At 65.2% G+C, this 16179-nt stretch carries 12 protein-coding genes; 1 reads left to right on the top strand and 11 read right to left on the bottom strand.

The window, feature by feature from the left end; all coding sequences use genetic code 11:
- Positions 1 to 49: 49 nt before the first annotated feature.
- The 10 genes from EXZ48_RS03625 to tauA all read right to left on the bottom strand — a co-directional run bounded on the left by EXZ48_RS03625 (position 50) and on the right by tauA (position 13057).
- Positions 50 to 1708, bottom strand: coding sequence for a hydantoinase B/oxoprolinase family protein (locus EXZ48_RS03625; protein ID WP_130514350.1), 1659 nt, complete (start codon positions 1706 to 1708; stop codon positions 50 to 52).
- A 15-nt stretch (positions 1709 to 1723) separates the two neighbouring features.
- The gene (locus EXZ48_RS03620) at positions 1724 to 3808 is read right to left on the bottom strand and encodes a hydantoinase/oxoprolinase family protein (RefSeq protein ID WP_165909270.1); all 2085 of its coding nucleotides are present in this window, start codon (positions 3806 to 3808) and stop codon (positions 1724 to 1726) included.
- Positions 3809 to 4382: 574 nt separating this feature from the next.
- Positions 4383 to 5384, bottom strand: a complete 1002-nt coding sequence (gene pta, locus EXZ48_RS03615; protein ID WP_130514349.1) for a phosphate acetyltransferase — start codon at positions 5382 to 5384, stop codon at positions 4383 to 4385.
- Positions 5384 to 6421 (bottom strand): YeiH family protein, encoded by a 1038-nt coding sequence (locus EXZ48_RS03610; protein WP_130514348.1) that lies wholly within the window; start codon positions 6419 to 6421, stop codon positions 5384 to 5386. The genes pta and EXZ48_RS03610 overlap by 1 nt, the downstream gene beginning before the upstream one ends.
- A 75-nt stretch (positions 6422 to 6496) precedes the next feature.
- Entirely contained in the window at positions 6497 to 8272 is a 1776-nt protein-coding gene (gene xsc, locus EXZ48_RS03605) for a sulfoacetaldehyde acetyltransferase (protein ID WP_130514347.1), read from the bottom strand.
- A 28-nt stretch (positions 8273 to 8300) separates the two neighbouring features.
- Entirely contained in the window at positions 8301 to 9701 is a 1401-nt protein-coding gene (locus EXZ48_RS03600) for an FAD-binding oxidoreductase (RefSeq protein WP_130514346.1), read from the bottom strand.
- Between the two features lie 18 nt (positions 9702 to 9719).
- Positions 9720 to 10106 (bottom strand): nuclear transport factor 2 family protein, encoded by a 387-nt coding sequence (locus EXZ48_RS03595; protein WP_130514345.1) that lies wholly within the window; start codon positions 10104 to 10106, stop codon positions 9720 to 9722.
- A 209-nt stretch (positions 10107 to 10315) separates the two neighbouring features.
- Positions 10316 to 11143 carry an ABC transporter permease subunit gene (locus tag EXZ48_RS03590; RefSeq protein ID WP_130514344.1) on the bottom strand — a complete coding sequence of 276 codons (828 nt, stop codon included), beginning with the start codon at positions 11141 to 11143 and terminating at the stop codon, positions 10316 to 10318.
- The gene (locus EXZ48_RS03585) at positions 11136 to 11948 is read right to left on the bottom strand and encodes a taurine ABC transporter ATP-binding protein (protein ID WP_130514343.1); all 813 of its coding nucleotides are present in this window, start codon (positions 11946 to 11948) and stop codon (positions 11136 to 11138) included. The genes EXZ48_RS03590 and EXZ48_RS03585 overlap by 8 nt, the downstream gene beginning before the upstream one ends.
- Positions 11949 to 12037: 89 nt before the next feature.
- Positions 12038 to 13057, bottom strand: coding sequence for a taurine ABC transporter substrate-binding protein (tauA, locus tag EXZ48_RS03580; RefSeq protein ID WP_130514342.1), 1020 nt, complete (start codon positions 13055 to 13057; stop codon positions 12038 to 12040).
- 140 nt (positions 13058 to 13197) lie between these two features.
- Between tauA and EXZ48_RS03575 the strand changes: the two genes are divergently transcribed.
- Positions 13198 to 14676 (top strand): PLP-dependent aminotransferase family protein, encoded by a 1479-nt coding sequence (locus EXZ48_RS03575; protein ID WP_050744735.1) that lies wholly within the window; start codon positions 13198 to 13200, stop codon positions 14674 to 14676.
- Positions 14677 to 14724: 48 nt separating this feature from the next.
- Here the strand turns inward: EXZ48_RS03575 and EXZ48_RS03570 are convergent, their stop codons facing one another.
- On the bottom strand, positions 14725 to 16167 hold the full coding sequence (locus EXZ48_RS03570) for an amidohydrolase family protein (RefSeq protein WP_130514341.1): 1443 nt from the start codon (positions 16165 to 16167) through the stop codon (positions 14725 to 14727).
- Between the last annotated feature and the right edge of the window lie 12 nt (positions 16168 to 16179).

Raw genomic sequence — 16179 nt, 5'->3', positions numbered from 1 at the left:
TGGCCACGATGGCGGGCGACAAGAGCAACGGCGACCTGAGATGTCCGTCTCAGGCTTTGCCATCCGCCTTGCCGTAGAGTGCAGCCTGTTCGCCGGTGATGTAGCCGTGTTTGACGTCATGGGCGACGGTATCGGCGGGGCGTTCGGCCGGATCGCCATATCCGCCACCGCCCGGCAGAGAAAGCACGAGGCGGCGCCCCTCCGGCACGAACTGCAGGCCCTTGCCCTTCAGCACCGTGCCATCATCCAGCGCTACACCGCCGGGCGCACCATCAAGGCCGCCGTCGCGGCCGCGGGCGGGATGACCGAGGCGATCGAACATCGCGGAAAAGCGGAAAGAAAACCCCTCGGCCGCTTCGATCTCAATCATCTGGCCAAGGCCACCGCGCTGCGCACCAGCGCCACCGGAGCCCTCGCGCAATTCCTTGCGCCAGACGATGACCGGGCCGACATTTTCCGTCGCCTCGATCGGCATTGTATGCACGCCGCTCGGAAAGGCCGTCGCGTTGAGCCCGTCGAGCGCGGCGCGCGCGCCGGTGCCGCCGGAATTGAACATCAGGATTTCCGCGCCCTTGCCGCCGATCTCGTCGCTCAGCGGACGCACGCTCATATGCAGGTTCCAGAGTGCACTCGCGCCTTCCGCCGGCACCTTTCCGGGCAGTGCCTGATGCAGCGCGCCGAGCACGAGGTCGGGCACGAAATGGCCAAGCACGTGGCGCACGGCAACAGGGGCCGGACGTCTGGCATTGAGGATGCAGCCTTCGGGTGCGGCAACGTCGAAGGGCGCAAGCGAGGCGGCGTTGTTCGGAATGTCGGGCGCCACCACACATTTAATGCCGTAGCAGGCATAGGCTTTCGCATAGACCAGCGGCACATTGATGCCGAACCGGCTCATGCCCGAGGTGCCGTCGAAATCGACCAGCACGCCGTCGGGACTGACGGTCAGCCTTGCGGCAAGATGCACAGGCTCGTCATAGCCGTCGAGATCGAGGCTGTAGGACCAGCTGCCATGCGGCAGCGCCTGCAGCCGCTCCAGCGTCGCCTCGCGGCTGTGCTTCAGGATGAAGCCGCCGATCACCGAAAGGTCTTCGAGGTTGAACTCCGTGAGCATGTCGACGAGGCGGCGGTGGCCGGTCTCGTTGCAGGCGGCCAGCGCATGGAAATCGCCGACCACCTTGTCGCTCTCGCGCACATTGTTGCGCACGATATGGATGAGCGTGCGGTTCAATTCGCCGCGCTCGAAGAACTTCATGATCGGGATGAAGAGGCCTTCCTCGTAAACCTCACGCGCATCCGGCCCGAAGCCGCGACCACCGATATCCACCACATGGGCGGTGGAGGCAAAATAGCCGACAAGCCTGCCATGGTGGAAGGAGGGCGTGACGACGGTGATGTCGTGCAGGTGGCCGGTGCCCTTCCAAGGATCGTTGGTGATGTAGACATCGCCTTCGAAGATGTTCTCCGGGCCGATGTCGCGAATGAAATGGGCGACAGATTCGGCCATGGCATTGACATGGCCCGGCGTACCGGTGACGGCCTGTGCCAGCATGCGGCCTTCAAGGTCGAACACGCCGGCCGAAAGATCGCCCGCCTCGCGCACCGAGGTGGAGAAGGCCGTGCGGATCAGCGTCTGCGCCTGTTCCTCGACGACGGAGATCAGGCGGTTCCACATGACCTGCATGTGAATATCGATCATCGACTGGTTCATGCCTTCGATCCTCGATCAGGTCCGGGTGACGAGCAAGCAGCCGTCGTTCTGCACGACGGCCCTGAATGCGGCGGTGAGCATGGTGGACGTCTCGCGCTCGACGATGACGGCCGGCCCCTTGACCACGTCGCCGGGCATCAAGCTGTCCCGCTCATGAATGCCGGCATCGCGGAAGACGCCGTGCGCGGCGTCGAAGAGGCGGCGCGTCCGTGGAGGCGCCACGACGGCGCCCTCATCGACGATGGAAACCCGGGCGACGGGCGGCAGCGGGGAGCTTGCCTTGACCGACCAGCTGACGATCTCGACCGCAAGCCCCTCGATGGCGCGGCCGAAAAAGCGCTCATATTCCCTCTCGAACAGGCCCGCGATTTTCACCGCGCTTACAGCATCGAACTGCTCGACGTCGAGCGGCACCGGAATGTCCCAGCCCTGCCCCGCATAGCGCATGAAGAGCGTGCGTTCGATGACGGGCGTTTCGCGATCGAGCCCGCCTTCGACGAAGCCGAGGGCCTCCGCCTGCATGGCTGAAACCAGCACGTTCGCCGCGGCAAAATCGAATGCCGAGAGATTGAAAACGGCGCTGCGCACGGATTCGTAGCCGAACGGCGCGCGCAAAAAGCCGATGGCGGAGCCGACACCGGCACCCGGCGGCACGAGGAAGGTGGAGATGCCCATCTTCTCGCAGAGCCGCGCGGCATGCAGCGGGCCGGCGCCACCGAAGGTGATCATGGTGAAATCGGCGATGTTCTTGCCGTTCTCGACCGTGTGGACACGGCCGGCATTGGCCATGTTCTCGTCCACCATCTCGCAGGTACCGAAGGCGGCGACCTCCGGATCGAGGCCGATAACGGCGCCGATATCGTCGGCCATGGCCTGCCTGCTGGCCTCGACAGAAAGCGGGATGACGCCGCCGGCGAAATTGTCGGGATCGAGCTTGCCGAGGATAAGGTCGGCATCCGTCACGGTCGGGTTCCTGCCGCCGCGCTGGTAACAGGCCGGGCCGGGCTCGGAGGCGGCGGAATGCGGGCCGACGCGGATCTGGCGCATGCCATCGACCGAGGCGATGGAGCCGCCGCCGGCACCGATCTCCACCATTTCGACGACCGGGATGGAGATCGGCATGCCGGAGCCCTTGCGGAAGCGATAGGTGCGGGCAACCTCGAAGGTCTTTGCCGTCTTCGGCACCTGGTTCTCGATCAGGCAGATCTTTGCCGTCGTGCCGCCCATGTCGAAGGAAAGCACCGTGTCGAGCCCATGGCGGCGGGCGATGTCGGCGGCGAAGATCGCCCCGCCCGCAGGGCCGGATTCGACGAGGCGAACCGGGAATTCCGCAGCGCTTTCGACCGAGACGATGCCGCCGCCTGAATGGATCATGAAGACCGGACAGGATACGCCGATCTCCTTCAGCGAGACGACGAGCCGATCGAGATAGGATTTGATCGCCGGCTTGACATAGGCATTGGCTGAGACCGTGTTGAACCGCTCGAACTCGCGCATCTGCGGCGAGACTTCGGAGGAAATCGACACGGAGACATGCGGCAGGCACTCCAGGATCGCCGCGCGCACCGCGACCTCGTGTGCGCCGTTGGCATAGGCATGGATGAAGCCGATGGCGACGCTCTCGTAGCCGCCGGCGGCAATCGCCTCGACCACGGCGGCAACGGAGGCCTCGTCCAGCGGCAAAAGCACCTTGCCGGCGGCGTTCATGCGCTCGCGCACGACAAAGCGGTCGGCGCGGGGTATCAGCGCTGGCGGCAGGGTGATGTCGAGGTCATACTGCTCGAACCGGTTTTCCGTGCGCATTTCCAGCACGTCGCGAAACCCCTCCGTCGTGACGAAGGCGGTCTTCGCGCCGCGCCGCTCGATCAACGCATTGGTGGCGAGCGTCGTGCCGTGGATCAGGAGGTCGATCTTGGAAAGGGCGATGCCGGCGAGACCCGCGACGGCAACGACACCTTTGAGGATCGCCTGTTCGGGCGCCGTATAGTCGGTCAGCACTTTCGTCGAATGAAGGACGCCGTCGATGTCGAGCGCGATATCCGTGAACGTACCGCCGATATCGACGCCGACCCGGCAGTTTCGCGGGCTATCCTTCACCATCGCACTCTCCACAGACGACATCCTTACAGCGCCGCACCCCTACCGTATCTGCCGCCCGGCCCGGCCATCCGATCGCAAGGGTATTCAATCGTAAAATGGATATATCACTTATCATACATGTGTCAATTTAAACCAACCCAGAAGCCCCGCGCAATCCAGACTGCGGCGAGCACCGTGGCGGCACTGGATCACACGATGGCAGGCTTTGCTAACGAACACGAGTCGGTGCAAGCGGCAAGCCCCGCGCCGACGCCCGGCCCCACGCGGTGGTGAGCCTCTCGCGGAGGTCGAAAGGACATAAAACAGGCGGTACGGATCCACCAAGCGGCCGTTCGGCACCGCCGCGCAGATCGCTCCCGGACACATGGGCGGCACGGCAAAGCAGGAACGAAGGGGTCGGGAACGGCAGGATCCCTCTCGCCGGACCTGCTTCAGGCTAGCGGGCACGGTGATCGGTGCAGACCTGCTAGCCTGAAGCAGGACGCTGATAGAATATCTACCTTGTGATCAAGACAGGCGATCAATTCTCACGAAGAAACATCGCCCTTGCGTCAACGATATCCGCAAGGCGCCGTCATGGGTTGTAGCCCGCCTGCACCACCGTGACCGCAATCATGTGGAAGACGTCATCGGCGTTGCAGCCGCGCGAAAGATCGTTGGCGGGCTTGGCAAGGCCTTGCAGGATCGGGCCGATGGCGGTGGCGCCGCCGATGCGCTGAGCGATCTTGTAGCCGATATTGGCGGCGTCGAGATTGGGGAAGACGAAGACATTGGCCTCGCCGTGCAGCGCGGAATTGGGCGCCTTGGCGGCGCTGACGGCCTCGACGAAGGCGGTGTCGAACTGCAGTTCGCCGTCGATGACGAGGCCGGGCGCGGCGGCATGCGCCAGCCGCGTCGCCTCCACCACCTTAGAGACGCGCTCGTGCGCGGCGCTGCCGGCCGTCGAGAAGGAGAGCATCGCCACCTTCGCCGGCTTGCCGGCCAAGGCTTCGAAGGAGCGCGCCGACATGACGGCGATATCGGCAAGGCCCGCGGCATCGGGATCGACCACCAGCCCGCAATCGGCGAAGACGAAGGCGCCCTTCTTCACATGATGCGCCTCGCACAGCATCATCAGGAAGAAGCTCGACACCAGGCCGGCCTCCGGCGCGCGGCCGATCGTCTGGAGCGCGGCGCGCACCGTGTCCGCGGTCGTCGCCACCGCCCCGCCCACCGTGCCGTCCGCCTCGCCCTCCCGCACCATCATGGCGGCGAAGACGAGCGGGGAGCGCGCCGCCTCGGCCGCAGCCGCTGCATCGACGCCCTTGCTCTTGCGCAGCGCATGATAGGCGGCGGCAAAGCGCGGCGTCAGCGGAGACGTTGCCGGGTCCTCGATGCGGATTTCGCCCGGGCTCGCACCGGCGGCAGCAAGCCGTTCCTCGACGATCGCACGGCTGCCGACCAGCGTAATCCCGGCGATGCCGGCGCGCACGGCCCGCAAGGCGGCTGCGACGACACGCGGGTCCTCCCCTTCGGCGAGCACGATATGGCGCGGCGCGGATTTGGCGGTTTCGAGAATGCGGTCGAGCGGTTTCATCAGGCGTGCCCCAGATAGTGAATGCCGACGAGGATGAAGACGGCGATGAAGGCGGTTTCCGCAACGATGAGCGCGACCGCATCGCCGCCGACATCCAGCACCCGGCGCAGCGAGGTGCGCATGCCGACGGCGACGATGCCGGCGAGCAGCGCCCAGCGCGAGGTCTCCATGCCGGCCGTCGCGACCATCTCGGGCACGAGGCCGAAGGAATTGAGCGCCGCGAAGATCAGAAAGGCGACGACGAATCCGGGCAGGAGCGGCGGGCGTTTTCCCGCCTCCCCTTCCGGCTGCGGCACATTGCGCAGCGCCAGCGAATAGGTGAGCACGACGGGCGCCAGCATGGTGACGCGGATCAGCTTGACGAGCGTCGCCGTCTCGCCCGCTTCCGGCGAGACGGAAAAGCCGGCGCCGACGACCTGCGCCACGTCATGGATGGTGCCGCCGAAGAAGATGCCGGTCGCCCGCGCATCGAGCCCCATGGTCTGGGCGATGATCGGGTAGGCGATCATGGCGAGCGTCGAGAGCACGGTCACCGAGAGCACGGTGAAGATCAGGTTGCGCTCGGAAAACTCGTTTTTCGGCAGCACGGCGGCGATCGCCATCGCCGCGGAGGCGCCACAGATGGCGACGGAACCGCTGGTGAGCAGCGCCAGCCGCCAGCCGCGGCCGAGCAGTTTTGCGGCAGCGAGGCCGAAGCCGATCGTGGCGACCAGCGCCGAGACGAGCAGCAGAATGGTGCTGGCGCCAAGCCCGATCAGGAGATCGACGCTGATGCGCATGCCGAGCAGCGCAACGCCGATGCGCAGCACATGTTTGGCGCAGAAATCGATGCCGGCGACGCAGCGTCCCTCTTCCGAGAGGAAATGGAAGGCGATGCCGAGCAGCAAGGCCATCAGCATGGCCGGCGCGCCGTAGTGATCGGAGAGGAACTGGGCGGCGACGGCCACGGCGGCGGTGACGGCGAAGCCCGGCCAGTAGGCGGCAAATCCAGAGGGCATGCCCCTGAAACGGTCTTGGACGGAGGCGGCGAAGGTCATGATGTCGTTCCGGTCGCTTGCGGGAAGACGGGCCCGCCCGGTTTTCTTGCCGGGCGGGACATGGGTCGGGGAGGATCAGGCTCGCGTCTGCGGGCGCATGTCGGCGCGCTCGATGCCGGCAACGGCGACCGGCTTCTTCATCGCATCCCGCCGGAAGGGTTCGCCGAGCTCCTGGTTGAGGATGACCTCGACGAAGGTCGTCACGCCGCGCTTCTGGTCGGCGATGGCGGTGGCAAGCGCCTCGGTGAGGGCCGCCGGCGTATCGACGGCGACGCCCTTCAGCCCGCAGCCCTCGGCCACCTTGGCGTAGCTGAGATTGGGGTTCAGCTCCGTGCCGACGAAGTTGTTGGAATACCACAGCGTCGTGTTGCGCTTTTCCGCACCCCATTGGTAGTTGCGGAAGATCACCATGGTGATCGCCGGCCAGCCCTCGCGGCCGATCGAGCCCATCTCGTTCATCGAGATGCCGAAGGCGCCATCGCCAGCAAAACCGACGACCGGCACGTCCGGGCAACCGATCTTGGCGCCGACGATCGACGGGAAGCCGTAACCGCAGGGGCCGAACATGCCGGGCGCCAGATACTTCCTGCCGTCCTCGAAGGTCGGATAGGCATTGCCGATGGCGCAGTTGTTGCCGATGTCGGTGGAGACGATCGCCTCCTTCGGCAGCGCGGCCTGGATCGCCCGCCAGGCCTGGCGCGGCGACATGCGGTTCGGCTCGCGGCTCCGGGCGCTTTCATTCCATTCCGTGCCGACGTCGTCGTCCTCGTGATCCATCGAGGAGAGCTGCTGCTGCCAGGCCGAGCGGGTCTGGTGGATCGCTGCCTTGCGCTCCTCACGCCCGGCATCACCGGCGGAGGGGGAGAGCTGTTCGAGGATCTGGCCCGCCGCCTGCTTCGCGTCGCCGCAGATGCCGACCGTCACCTTCTTGGTGAGGCCGATGCGGTCGGCGTTGATGTCGACCTGAATGATCGCGGCGTTCTTCGGCCAATAGTCGATGCCGTAGCCCGGCAGGGTCGAGAACGGATTGAGCCTTGTGCCGAGCGCCAGCACGACATCGGCCTTGGAGATCAGCTCCATCGCCGCCTTCGAGCCGTTATAGCCGAGCGGGCCGACCGACAGGCGGTGGCTTCCCGGGAAGGCGTCGTTGTGCTGGTAGCCGCAGCAGACCGGCGCATCCAGCCGTTCGGCGAGCTTCATGGACGCGCCGATCGCGCCGCCGATGACGACGCCCGCACCGTTGAGGATGACCGGGAATTTCGCTTCCGACAGCAGTTTTGCCGCCTCGGATATCGCCTGCGGACCGCCGGCCGGGCGCTCGAAACGCACGATGGCCGGCAGATCGACGTCGATCACCTGGGTCCAGTAGTCGCGCGGAATGTTGATCTGCGCCGGGGCGCAGCCGCGCCAGGCCTTTTCGATGACGCGGTTCAGCACTTCGGGAATGCGCGAGGGGTCGCGCACCTCTTCCTGGTAGCAGACCATTTCCTTGAACATCGCCATCTGGTCGACCTCCTGGAAGCCGCCCTGGCCGATCGTCTTGTTGGCCGCCTGGGGCGTCACCATCAGGAGCGGCGTGTGGTTCCAGTAGGCGGTCTTGATCGCCGTGATGAAGCCGGTGACGCCCGGGCCGTTCTGGCCGATGGCGATCGACATGGTGCCCGTCGCGCGGCTGAAACCGTCGGCCATCATGCCGGCATTGGTCTCGTGCGCACAGTCCCAGAATTTGATGCCGGCCTTCGGGAAGAGGTCCGACACCGGCATCATGGCCGAGCCGATGATGCCGAAGGCATGTTCGAGGCCATGCATCTGCAGAACTTTGACGAAGGCTTCCTCGGTGGTCATTTTCATGGCGTGTTCCCTTTCTGATTTCAATGGGTTAGAGGATTTCGTCGCGCAGGTAGTACCAGCGGTACATGCCCCACTGGCCGAGCCGGCGGAACGGGGTGAGAAGCCCGTGGCTCGGCAGCGGCGAGGTGAAGATCGGAAGGTTGAGGCCGGCGCCCTTGCCGGCGACCATCTGCGCCATGCGGCGCCCGGCCTGCGCCGAATACATGACGCCGTTGCCGCCATAGCCCATGGCATAGAACAGGTTTTGCGCGGGGTCGGGCTGGAAGATGCGCGGCATCATGTCGTGGCTGACATCGACCCAGCCCCACCAGGAATAGTCGATCTCAATGCCGCGCAGGATCGGGAACTTGCGGTAGAGCCCCTCCAGCAGCAGCGCGAGATGTTTCGGGTTGGTGGCGTCGCGCCCGGTGATGGCGCTGCGGCTACCGATCTGCACCCGGCCATCCGGCAGCATGCGGTAGTAGTGGCGGAGCGTGCGCGTATCCGTCAGCGGTATCAGCGTCTTGAAGTTCAGCGCCTGCTGCTCCTCCGCCGTCAATGGCCGCGTCACCACCGAATTCGACAGGATCGGCATCAGCCGGTGTTTCGTCAGCGCATTCATGCCGGGAGACGTGTAGCCGGCCGTCGCGATACAGACCGCGCGAGCGCGCACCGTGCCGCCCGGCGTCCGGAGATAATGCACGCCGCCCTTCGCCGTGCAGTCGAGCACCGGGCTCGACGTGTGCACCCTTGCGCCGAGACGCCGCGCCAGCCGGAGATAGCCGAAGGCGAGTTTTGCGGCGTGGATGCCCATGCCGTCAGGCTCGTACATCGCGCCGCGGGCTTCCGCATCGCGGACGAAGTCGCTGTGAATCTCTTCGCGCGAGACCATGCGGGCGCGATAGCCGAAGGTGTCGTTGAGGACGCGGGCCTCGCTTTCGAGGTTCGGCAGGACCTTGTCGCGGTGCGCGATGTAGAGATGGCCGCCGTCCTGCGGATCGCAATCGATCTCCGGTTCACGGACCAGCGAACGGAACAGGTCGAAACCCTCGGATATCTCCGCATGCATGCGCTTTGCGACATCGACACCCCAGCGGGCGATCCATTGCGAGCGCTTCAGGCGGCCGGCGGAAATCTGCGCCTGCCCGCCGTTGCGGGTGCTGCATCCCCAGGCAACGCCGTTGGCTTCCAGCACCGTCGCCTTGATGCCGTGCTCGCGGGCGAGATGGATGGCGCAGGACAGGCCGGTATAGCCGGAGCCGATGATGGCGACATCGACATCGATATCGCGCGTCACCGGGCTGTCGTCCTCCGGCTCGGGGCCGGCGGTGCCTATCCAGTAGGTCGGCGCATAGTCCTTGCCGGTGCCGGGGCTTTTGGCATGTTCGGGATCATAGGCGGGATCGAACGGCGCCCTGCCGGTTTTCGGGGGGATGGTGCGCATCTGCATGGCCTTGCCTCCCATCCCTCAGTAGCGGGGCTGCAGAACCGGCCGGTTCTTGCGGAACGCCTGCTTGCGGACGATCTTGCCGTTTTCGAAGGTGAAGAGGTCGCAGCCCTCCGCCTCGATGCGGCTGCCATCGGCGGCCGTGCCGGAAAAGGTCCATTCGGAAACGCCGCGGTCGCCGCTGACGAAATGGCTGTGGTTGCCCCATTCGGCATCCGGCATCGCCTTCCAGACGCCGCTGAAGGCGTCGGCGATCGCAGCCGTGCCTTCGATCCGGGTGCCGTAAACCTCCGGGCCGCCGACCGCGTTGAACACGCAATCCTCGGCGAAGAAGCGCATGACCCCGTCGATGTCATGCCGGTTGAAGGCATCGAACACGCTTTTGAGATCGGTTGCGGTGAGTGTCATCGTCCTGTCCTTTGTCGCAAGGCATGGCTTCGCCGGAGACGGGAAACGCCGTCTTTGAAAGGCCGCCACGGCCGGGGAAATGAAGTGTCGGGGCTAGAGCATTTCCGCTTTTCTTCGAATCGCTAAAACGCTCTATCTCTTTGTTTTTCCGCAATTCCGGACGCAAAACCGCTTCGCACTTTTGCTGGAATTGCTCTGGTCGCCGCCGGTCAGATGCGCCCCTTCCAGGGGATCAGCGTCTTTTCGAGGTAGCGGATGAGCAGGTCGAAGGCGAAGGCGAAGAGGCCGATAATGAAGATGCCCATGATGACCGTATCGCTTTCGAGGTTTTCCGCCGCATTGAGCACCATGAAGCCGAGGCCGCGGTTGGCGGCGACCATTTCGGCCGCCACCAGCGTCGTCCAGCCGACGCCGATGCCGATGCGCATGCCGGTGAAGATCTCCGGCAGGGCGGCCTTCATGATGACCTGGCTGATGACCTGCCCCCGGGTGGCGCCCATCGCATAGGCCGCATGGATCTGCTCCGTCGAGACCGAGCGCACCCCTGCCCTTGCGGCAATCGCCATCGGCGCGAAGATCGCCAGATAGATCAGGAAGACCTTGGGGAATTCACCGATGCCGAGCCAGATGATGACCAGCGGCAGGTAGGCGAGCGGCGGCAGGGGGCGGTAGAATTCGATGATCGGATCGAACAGGCCGCGCGCGAAGCGGTTGACGCCCATCAGGATGCCGATCGGCACCGCCGTGACCAGCGCCAGCAGGAAGGCGCCGAAGACGCGGCCGATACTGGCCAGCGTGTGCTGCGCCAGCGTCGAGTTCGAGACGCCCTCCGTCATCGCCAGCCAGAACTTGTCCCAGACCGAGAGCGGCGAGGGCAGGAAGAGCGGCTTGACCCAGCCGGATTCCGTTACCAGGAACCACATTGCGAGGAGCACGGCCGCCGTCACGAAGCTGATCAGGCCGCTGCTGCCGTCGCCTGGCGCGCCGAAAATCTTGCCGGCCTTGGCGGGCTTGGCGCGTGTCACTCTGTCAAGCATGGGCCACCTCCGAGTTGCCGGACGCACGTTCGTCGCCATAGATGATGCCGAGCACTTCCTCGCGCATGCGGATGAATTCCGGGCTCGACTTGATCGCGCGAGCATTGCCTTCGGCGAGGAAACGGCGGTTGAAATCAAGCTCGTAGGTATGGGTGATGCGGCCCGGGCGCGGCGACATGACGATCAGCCGCGAACCGAGGAACAGCGCCTCCTCGACGCTGTGCGTGATGAAGAAGAACATCTTGTTGGTGAGCTGCCAGACCTCCAGCAGCAGTTCCTGGATGGTCTCGCGCGTCAGCGCGTCAAGCGCCGCCATCGGCTCGTCCATCAAAAGCATGGCGGGGTCGCAGGTCAGCGCCCGCGCAATGCCGACGCGCTGCTGCATGCCGCCGGAGAGATGATAGATCATGTGACGGTGGAAATCCTGCAAGCCGACGAGGGCGAGGTTTTTCGTCGCGATCTCCCGCCGCTCCGCCTTGTCGACGCCGCGCAGCTTCAGGCCGAATTCGGTGTTCTCGATGACGTTGAGCCAGGGCAGGAGCGCGTGTTTCTGGAAAACCACGCCGCGCTCGGCGCCGGGGCCGTTGACCCGGTGGTTGCCGAGCGAGATATCACCCTCAGAGGGGGCCATGAAGCCCGCCATCAGGTTGAGCAGCGTGGTCTTTCCGCAGCCCGAAGCGCCGAGCGCGACGACAAAATCCCCGCTCTTGATGGTCAGATTGACGCCTTTCAGGGCGATCACCGCCTGATCCGAGTACAAGCCCGGATAGGTCAGACTGATGTTCCTGACGCTGAGTGTTTCCATGAGAAATGCCTCCCTGCACCTCGATCACGTCTCTAAGCGATGATGGCTGCACCGGCCGCTCCACCGGCCGGTGCGCGATCGACGGATGGTTACTTCGCCGCTGCCGCGGCGAAATCCGCATTGACGAAGGGCGCATAGTCGTCGAGCGATTTACCGATCTGCTTCTGCTCGACGAGGAATTTTGCGCTTTCGCTGAGCGCCCGCGTCGCCCCGCCGCCGAGCCAGGTGTCGGAGGCCTGTTCGTCCGCATTGGGGAAGGAGAGCAGCCCCAGCGCCTCCACCGTGCTCGGCCCGTCGCCGCCGATCAGCTTGACGATACCCTGTACCTCGGGCGAGTCCACCGTCCACTTCGCCTTGTTGGCGTTGTAGTCGGCGTAGGACTCGGCGAGAACCTTGGTGAAGGCCTCCATCAGCTTGGGGTTTTCCGCCGCCCAGGCCTTGTCGACCACCAGCCCGTCGAAGGTCGGCACGCTGGCCGCGCCGATCACCTCGCTGTCCGAGATCGCCTTGCCGGTCTTGAGGATTTCCGAGAGCGCCGGCGGCCAGACATAGGCGGCATCGATATCGCCGCGCTGCCAGGCGGCGACGATCTGCGGCGGCTTCAGGTTCAAAATCTCCACCTCGCGCGGATCGACGTTCCACACCTTGCTCATGCCGACCAGAAGGTGGAAATGCGAGGTCGAGACGAAGGGCACGGCGACCTTCTTGCCCTTGAGATCGGCGGGCGTCTCGATGCCCGACCCGTCGCGGGCGACCAGCGCCTCGGACTTGCCGATATTGTCGAGGATCCAGAACAGTTGCAGCTCGACGCCGCGGGTCGCGGCCGCCGCCGTGCCGGTCGAGCCGAGCACGCCGATCGGCACGTCGCCCGAGGCGAGCGCGGTGGTGATATCGCCGGCCGACGAGAACTGGCGCCAGTCGATCGTGTAACCGACCTCCTTGGCCGCCGCGTCGAAACGGCCATCGGCGATGGCGGCGACGAACGGGCCGACGATCTGCTGGTAGCCGACGACCAGGTTGGTTTCGGCATAGGCGGCAGTCGAGGCAAGAAGGCCCGCCAGAAGGCCGGCCGTCGCGGTCATGCGTTGAATAGACTTGAAAAGCATCATCGTTCTCCTCATCGATTGGTGCTTGAGCCGGTTTTCCTCCCGGTCTTCTTGATGAAAGTGATAAGGGTGAAGCTCGTCTTGCGTTATATCCAGTTTGGAAGTTGAATAAATCCAGATTGGCGGAGCGGAGGACGGAAGAGATGCGCACCAACGTTTCCGAAACGATTTTCTTCATCGACCGGGAGAGCGGGCTGGGCTTGCAGGCGCAGTTGCGGGAAACGCTGGTCTCGGCGGTGCTGGCTGGTCGCGTGCAACCCGGCGCGCACCTGCCCTCCACCCGCAAGCTCGCGGATTACCTCAACATTTCCCGCATCACGGTAACGCTCGCCTATCAGGAGCTGGTATCGCAGGGCTATGTCGAGGCCGCCGACCGCAGCTCCTATCGCATCGCCGGCAATCCGCCGGGACGCGGCGTCGAAGGCGACCGCCCCTCGGCCGGCTCCGCCCCGGTCGATTGGACGGGCAAGATGAAGATGCGCTTCGAGGTGGTGCGCCAGGTTTCAAAACCGCTCGACTGGCGGCGCTACCCCTACCCTTTCCTCTACGGCCAAATGGACCCGACGCTGTTCGACCTCAATGCCTGGCGCGATTGTGCCCGCCGCGCCTTGGCGCGTGAGGATTTCATCCTGATGGCGAGCGATTTTGCCGCGGCCGACGATGTCCGGCTGGTCAATTACATCTGCTCGCGCACCCTGCCGCGGCGCGGCATCCATGCCAATCCGGACGAAGTGCTCATCACCGTTGGCGCGCAGAACGCGCTGTGGATGGTCACGCGGCTGATCCTCGACAGGGGCTCCAGCGCGGTGTGTGAAAACCCGTGCCATCCCGATATCAGCGCCTCGCTGCTCCTCAGCGGCGCAAAGGTCACCACTGTCGACGTCGACGGCGAGGGCCTGCCGCCGGATGGGCTCCCCGACGACACCGACGCCGTCTTCGTCACGCCGAGCCACCATTCGCCGACCGGCGCGACAATGCCGATCGACCGGCGCACGCGGCTGTTGCAGGCGGCGGCGGAGAAGGATTTCGTCATCGTCGAGGATGATTACGAGTTCGAGATCAGCTATCTCGCCCCGCCCTCCCCGGCGCTGAAAGCCTTCGATTCCACCGGGCGCGTGCTCTATATCGGCAGCTTTTCGAAATCGCTGTTTCCCGGCCTGCGCCTCGGCTACCTCGTCGCGCCGGCCCCGTTCATCCGCGAGGCGCGGGCTTTGCGCTCGCTGATGCTGCGCCATCCACCCGGCCACCTGCAACGCACGGCCGCCTATTTCCTGGCGCTCGGCCACTATGATGCCGTGCTCCACCGCATGCGCACCGAGTACCACAAGCGCCATGTCCTCATGGCCGATGCGTTGGAGCGCGAGGGATTGACGGTCGTCGGCTCCTCAGCCTTCGGCGGCACGTCCTTCTGGATGGAAGGGCCAAACGGGCTCGATGCCGACAGGCTGGTCACCGCACTTCGCCAGGACGGCGTCCTCGTCGAATCCGGCTCGCCGTTCTTCCCGAGAAACGACCAGCCATGCCGCTACTTCCGCATGGGCTATTCCTCGATCCCGCGTGCCAATATCGTCGAGGGCGTTTCACGTCTCAGGGCGGGCATCGAACGCCTGATGGCGGGATGACATGTTGCGCCAAAGGCGCGCGCCTGCTTGCGGCTACCCCGTCGCCGTTCAGTCGAGCACGTCGAGGTCCCGGCTGTGGCGCCAGAACATACGCGGCGTCTCCAGCGCGTAACGCAAATCCAGCCGGTCGATCATGCGCTCGGCCTCGCGCTGCGCCGCGTCGAGCACCGCGTCCTGATCGACATGGACGGGCCTGCGGTCGCGCAGCAACACCCTGCCATCGACCAGAACGGTGTGCACGTCGTTGCCGTTGGCAAAACAGGTGACGCGGAATTCCGGCATGTGGGCGGGGTAGAGGTGCGGGCGGCGCAGGTCGACGAGGATAACATCGGCCTTCTTGCCCGGCTCGAGTGAACCAATCTCCGCCTCGAGCCCGAGCACCCGCGCGGCGTCGATGGTGCACATTTCCAGCACCTTGCCGGGCGGAAGCCAGCTTGGATCGTGAAAATGGGTGCGGTGGTAATGCATGCATTGCTGCATGTGGCGGAACATGTCGGCCGAACGATCCGGTGCCGTCGCATCCGAACCAATGGCCACGGTGACACCCGCATCCAGCAGCTCCGGCACGGGGCACCGCGCCAGGATAGCGGCAACGGCGCTCGGATTGTGCACGATGGTCGTGCCGGTCTCGGCGCAGATCGAAACTTCTTCCGCATCAAGGCCCGTTGCATGGGACAGGAGGGTGCGCGGGCCAAGGATCCCGATCTCATGCGCGATACGCACGCTGCCGCTGGTGTGGCCGTCCTGGGTGAAGACGAGGCCGCGTTCCTCGGCATAGCACTTGACGGTATGTGACTGGGCGACGGCCTCCTGCGCTCCCGCCGTGTCCCGATAACCCTGATGCAAGGTGGGCGTCAGCAAGGCGAGGTGCAGGCGGCCGCCATGGCTGCCGTGCCAGCGGTCGATAAGCGCCTTGCAGGTCGAAAACTGCTGGTCGAAGGAAACGGGATAGTCGATGCGTGTCTCGCCGTGCCAGCGGGCATAGGTCAGGGGATGAGGCGGGCGGGTCGTGCCGACCGCCACCACAGAGCGTGTTCCGATACCAAGCACGCCTTCCATATGGGCATCGCCATATTGCGGTTCGTCGGTGCGCATGACGGAATCGCCGCCGCCAAGCAGCGAGACGCCCGTCGTGACGCCGAAGCGCAGGCGCTCCAGCGCGGCAAGTTGCGCTTCGGCATACCAGAAATCCGGCGTCGAGCCGACGGTATAGGCGCCGCGGCAGGCCTGATACCACGGATCGCTCTTCCCGCCACCGAGCGTCTTGATCAGGCCATGGCCGGCATGAGCATGCGCATCGACGAAGCCCGGCATGATCGCCATACCGCGCGCATCGATGACCTCTGCGGCCGGATGCGCGACCTCCACCTCGGCGGTCGGCCCGACGGCGACGATACGGTCACCGGTGATGGCGACCGCCCCGTCATGGATGATGCGGCGCTGCGGGTCGATGGCGATGACCACGCCGTTCTTGATGAGGATGTCGGCCATGGCGGTCTCCAT

It is taken from the genome of Shinella sp. JR1-6 (genome assembly GCF_004284735.1).
Lineage (GTDB): Bacteria > Pseudomonadota > Alphaproteobacteria > Rhizobiales > Rhizobiaceae > Shinella.
The sequence above is the reverse complement of the archived record's forward strand: the minus strand, read 5'-3'. Positions and strand labels throughout refer to the sequence as shown.

Coding starts and splice junctions, on each gene's coding strand:
- EXZ48_RS03625 (WP_130514350.1), bottom strand. CDS start 1,708: ATGAACCAGTCGATGATCGATATTCACATGCAGGTCATGTGGAACCGC.
- EXZ48_RS03620 (WP_165909270.1), bottom strand. CDS start 3,808: ATGGTGAAGGATAGCCCGCGAAACTGCCGGGTCGGCGTCGATATCGGC.
- pta (WP_130514349.1), bottom strand. CDS start 5,384: ATGAAACCGCTCGACCGCATTCTCGAAACCGCCAAATCCGCGCCGCGC.
- EXZ48_RS03610 (WP_130514348.1), bottom strand. CDS start 6,421: ATGACCTTCGCCGCCTCCGTCCAAGACCGTTTCAGGGGCATGCCCTCT.
- xsc (WP_130514347.1), bottom strand. CDS start 8,272: ATGAAAATGACCACCGAGGAAGCCTTCGTCAAAGTTCTGCAGATGCAT.
- EXZ48_RS03600 (WP_130514346.1), bottom strand. CDS start 9,701: ATGCAGATGCGCACCATCCCCCCGAAAACCGGCAGGGCGCCGTTCGAT.
- EXZ48_RS03595 (WP_130514345.1), bottom strand. CDS start 10,106: ATGACACTCACCGCAACCGATCTCAAAAGCGTGTTCGATGCCTTCAAC.
- EXZ48_RS03590 (WP_130514344.1), bottom strand. CDS start 11,143: ATGCTTGACAGAGTGACACGCGCCAAGCCCGCCAAGGCCGGCAAGATT.
- EXZ48_RS03585 (WP_130514343.1), bottom strand. CDS start 11,948: ATGGAAACACTCAGCGTCAGGAACATCAGTCTGACCTATCCGGGCTTG.
- tauA (WP_130514342.1), bottom strand. CDS start 13,057: ATGATGCTTTTCAAGTCTATTCAACGCATGACCGCGACGGCCGGCCTT.
- EXZ48_RS03575 (WP_050744735.1), top strand. CDS start 13,198: ATGCGCACCAACGTTTCCGAAACGATTTTCTTCATCGACCGGGAGAGC.
- EXZ48_RS03570 (WP_130514341.1), bottom strand. CDS start 16,167: ATGGCCGACATCCTCATCAAGAACGGCGTGGTCATCGCCATCGACCCG.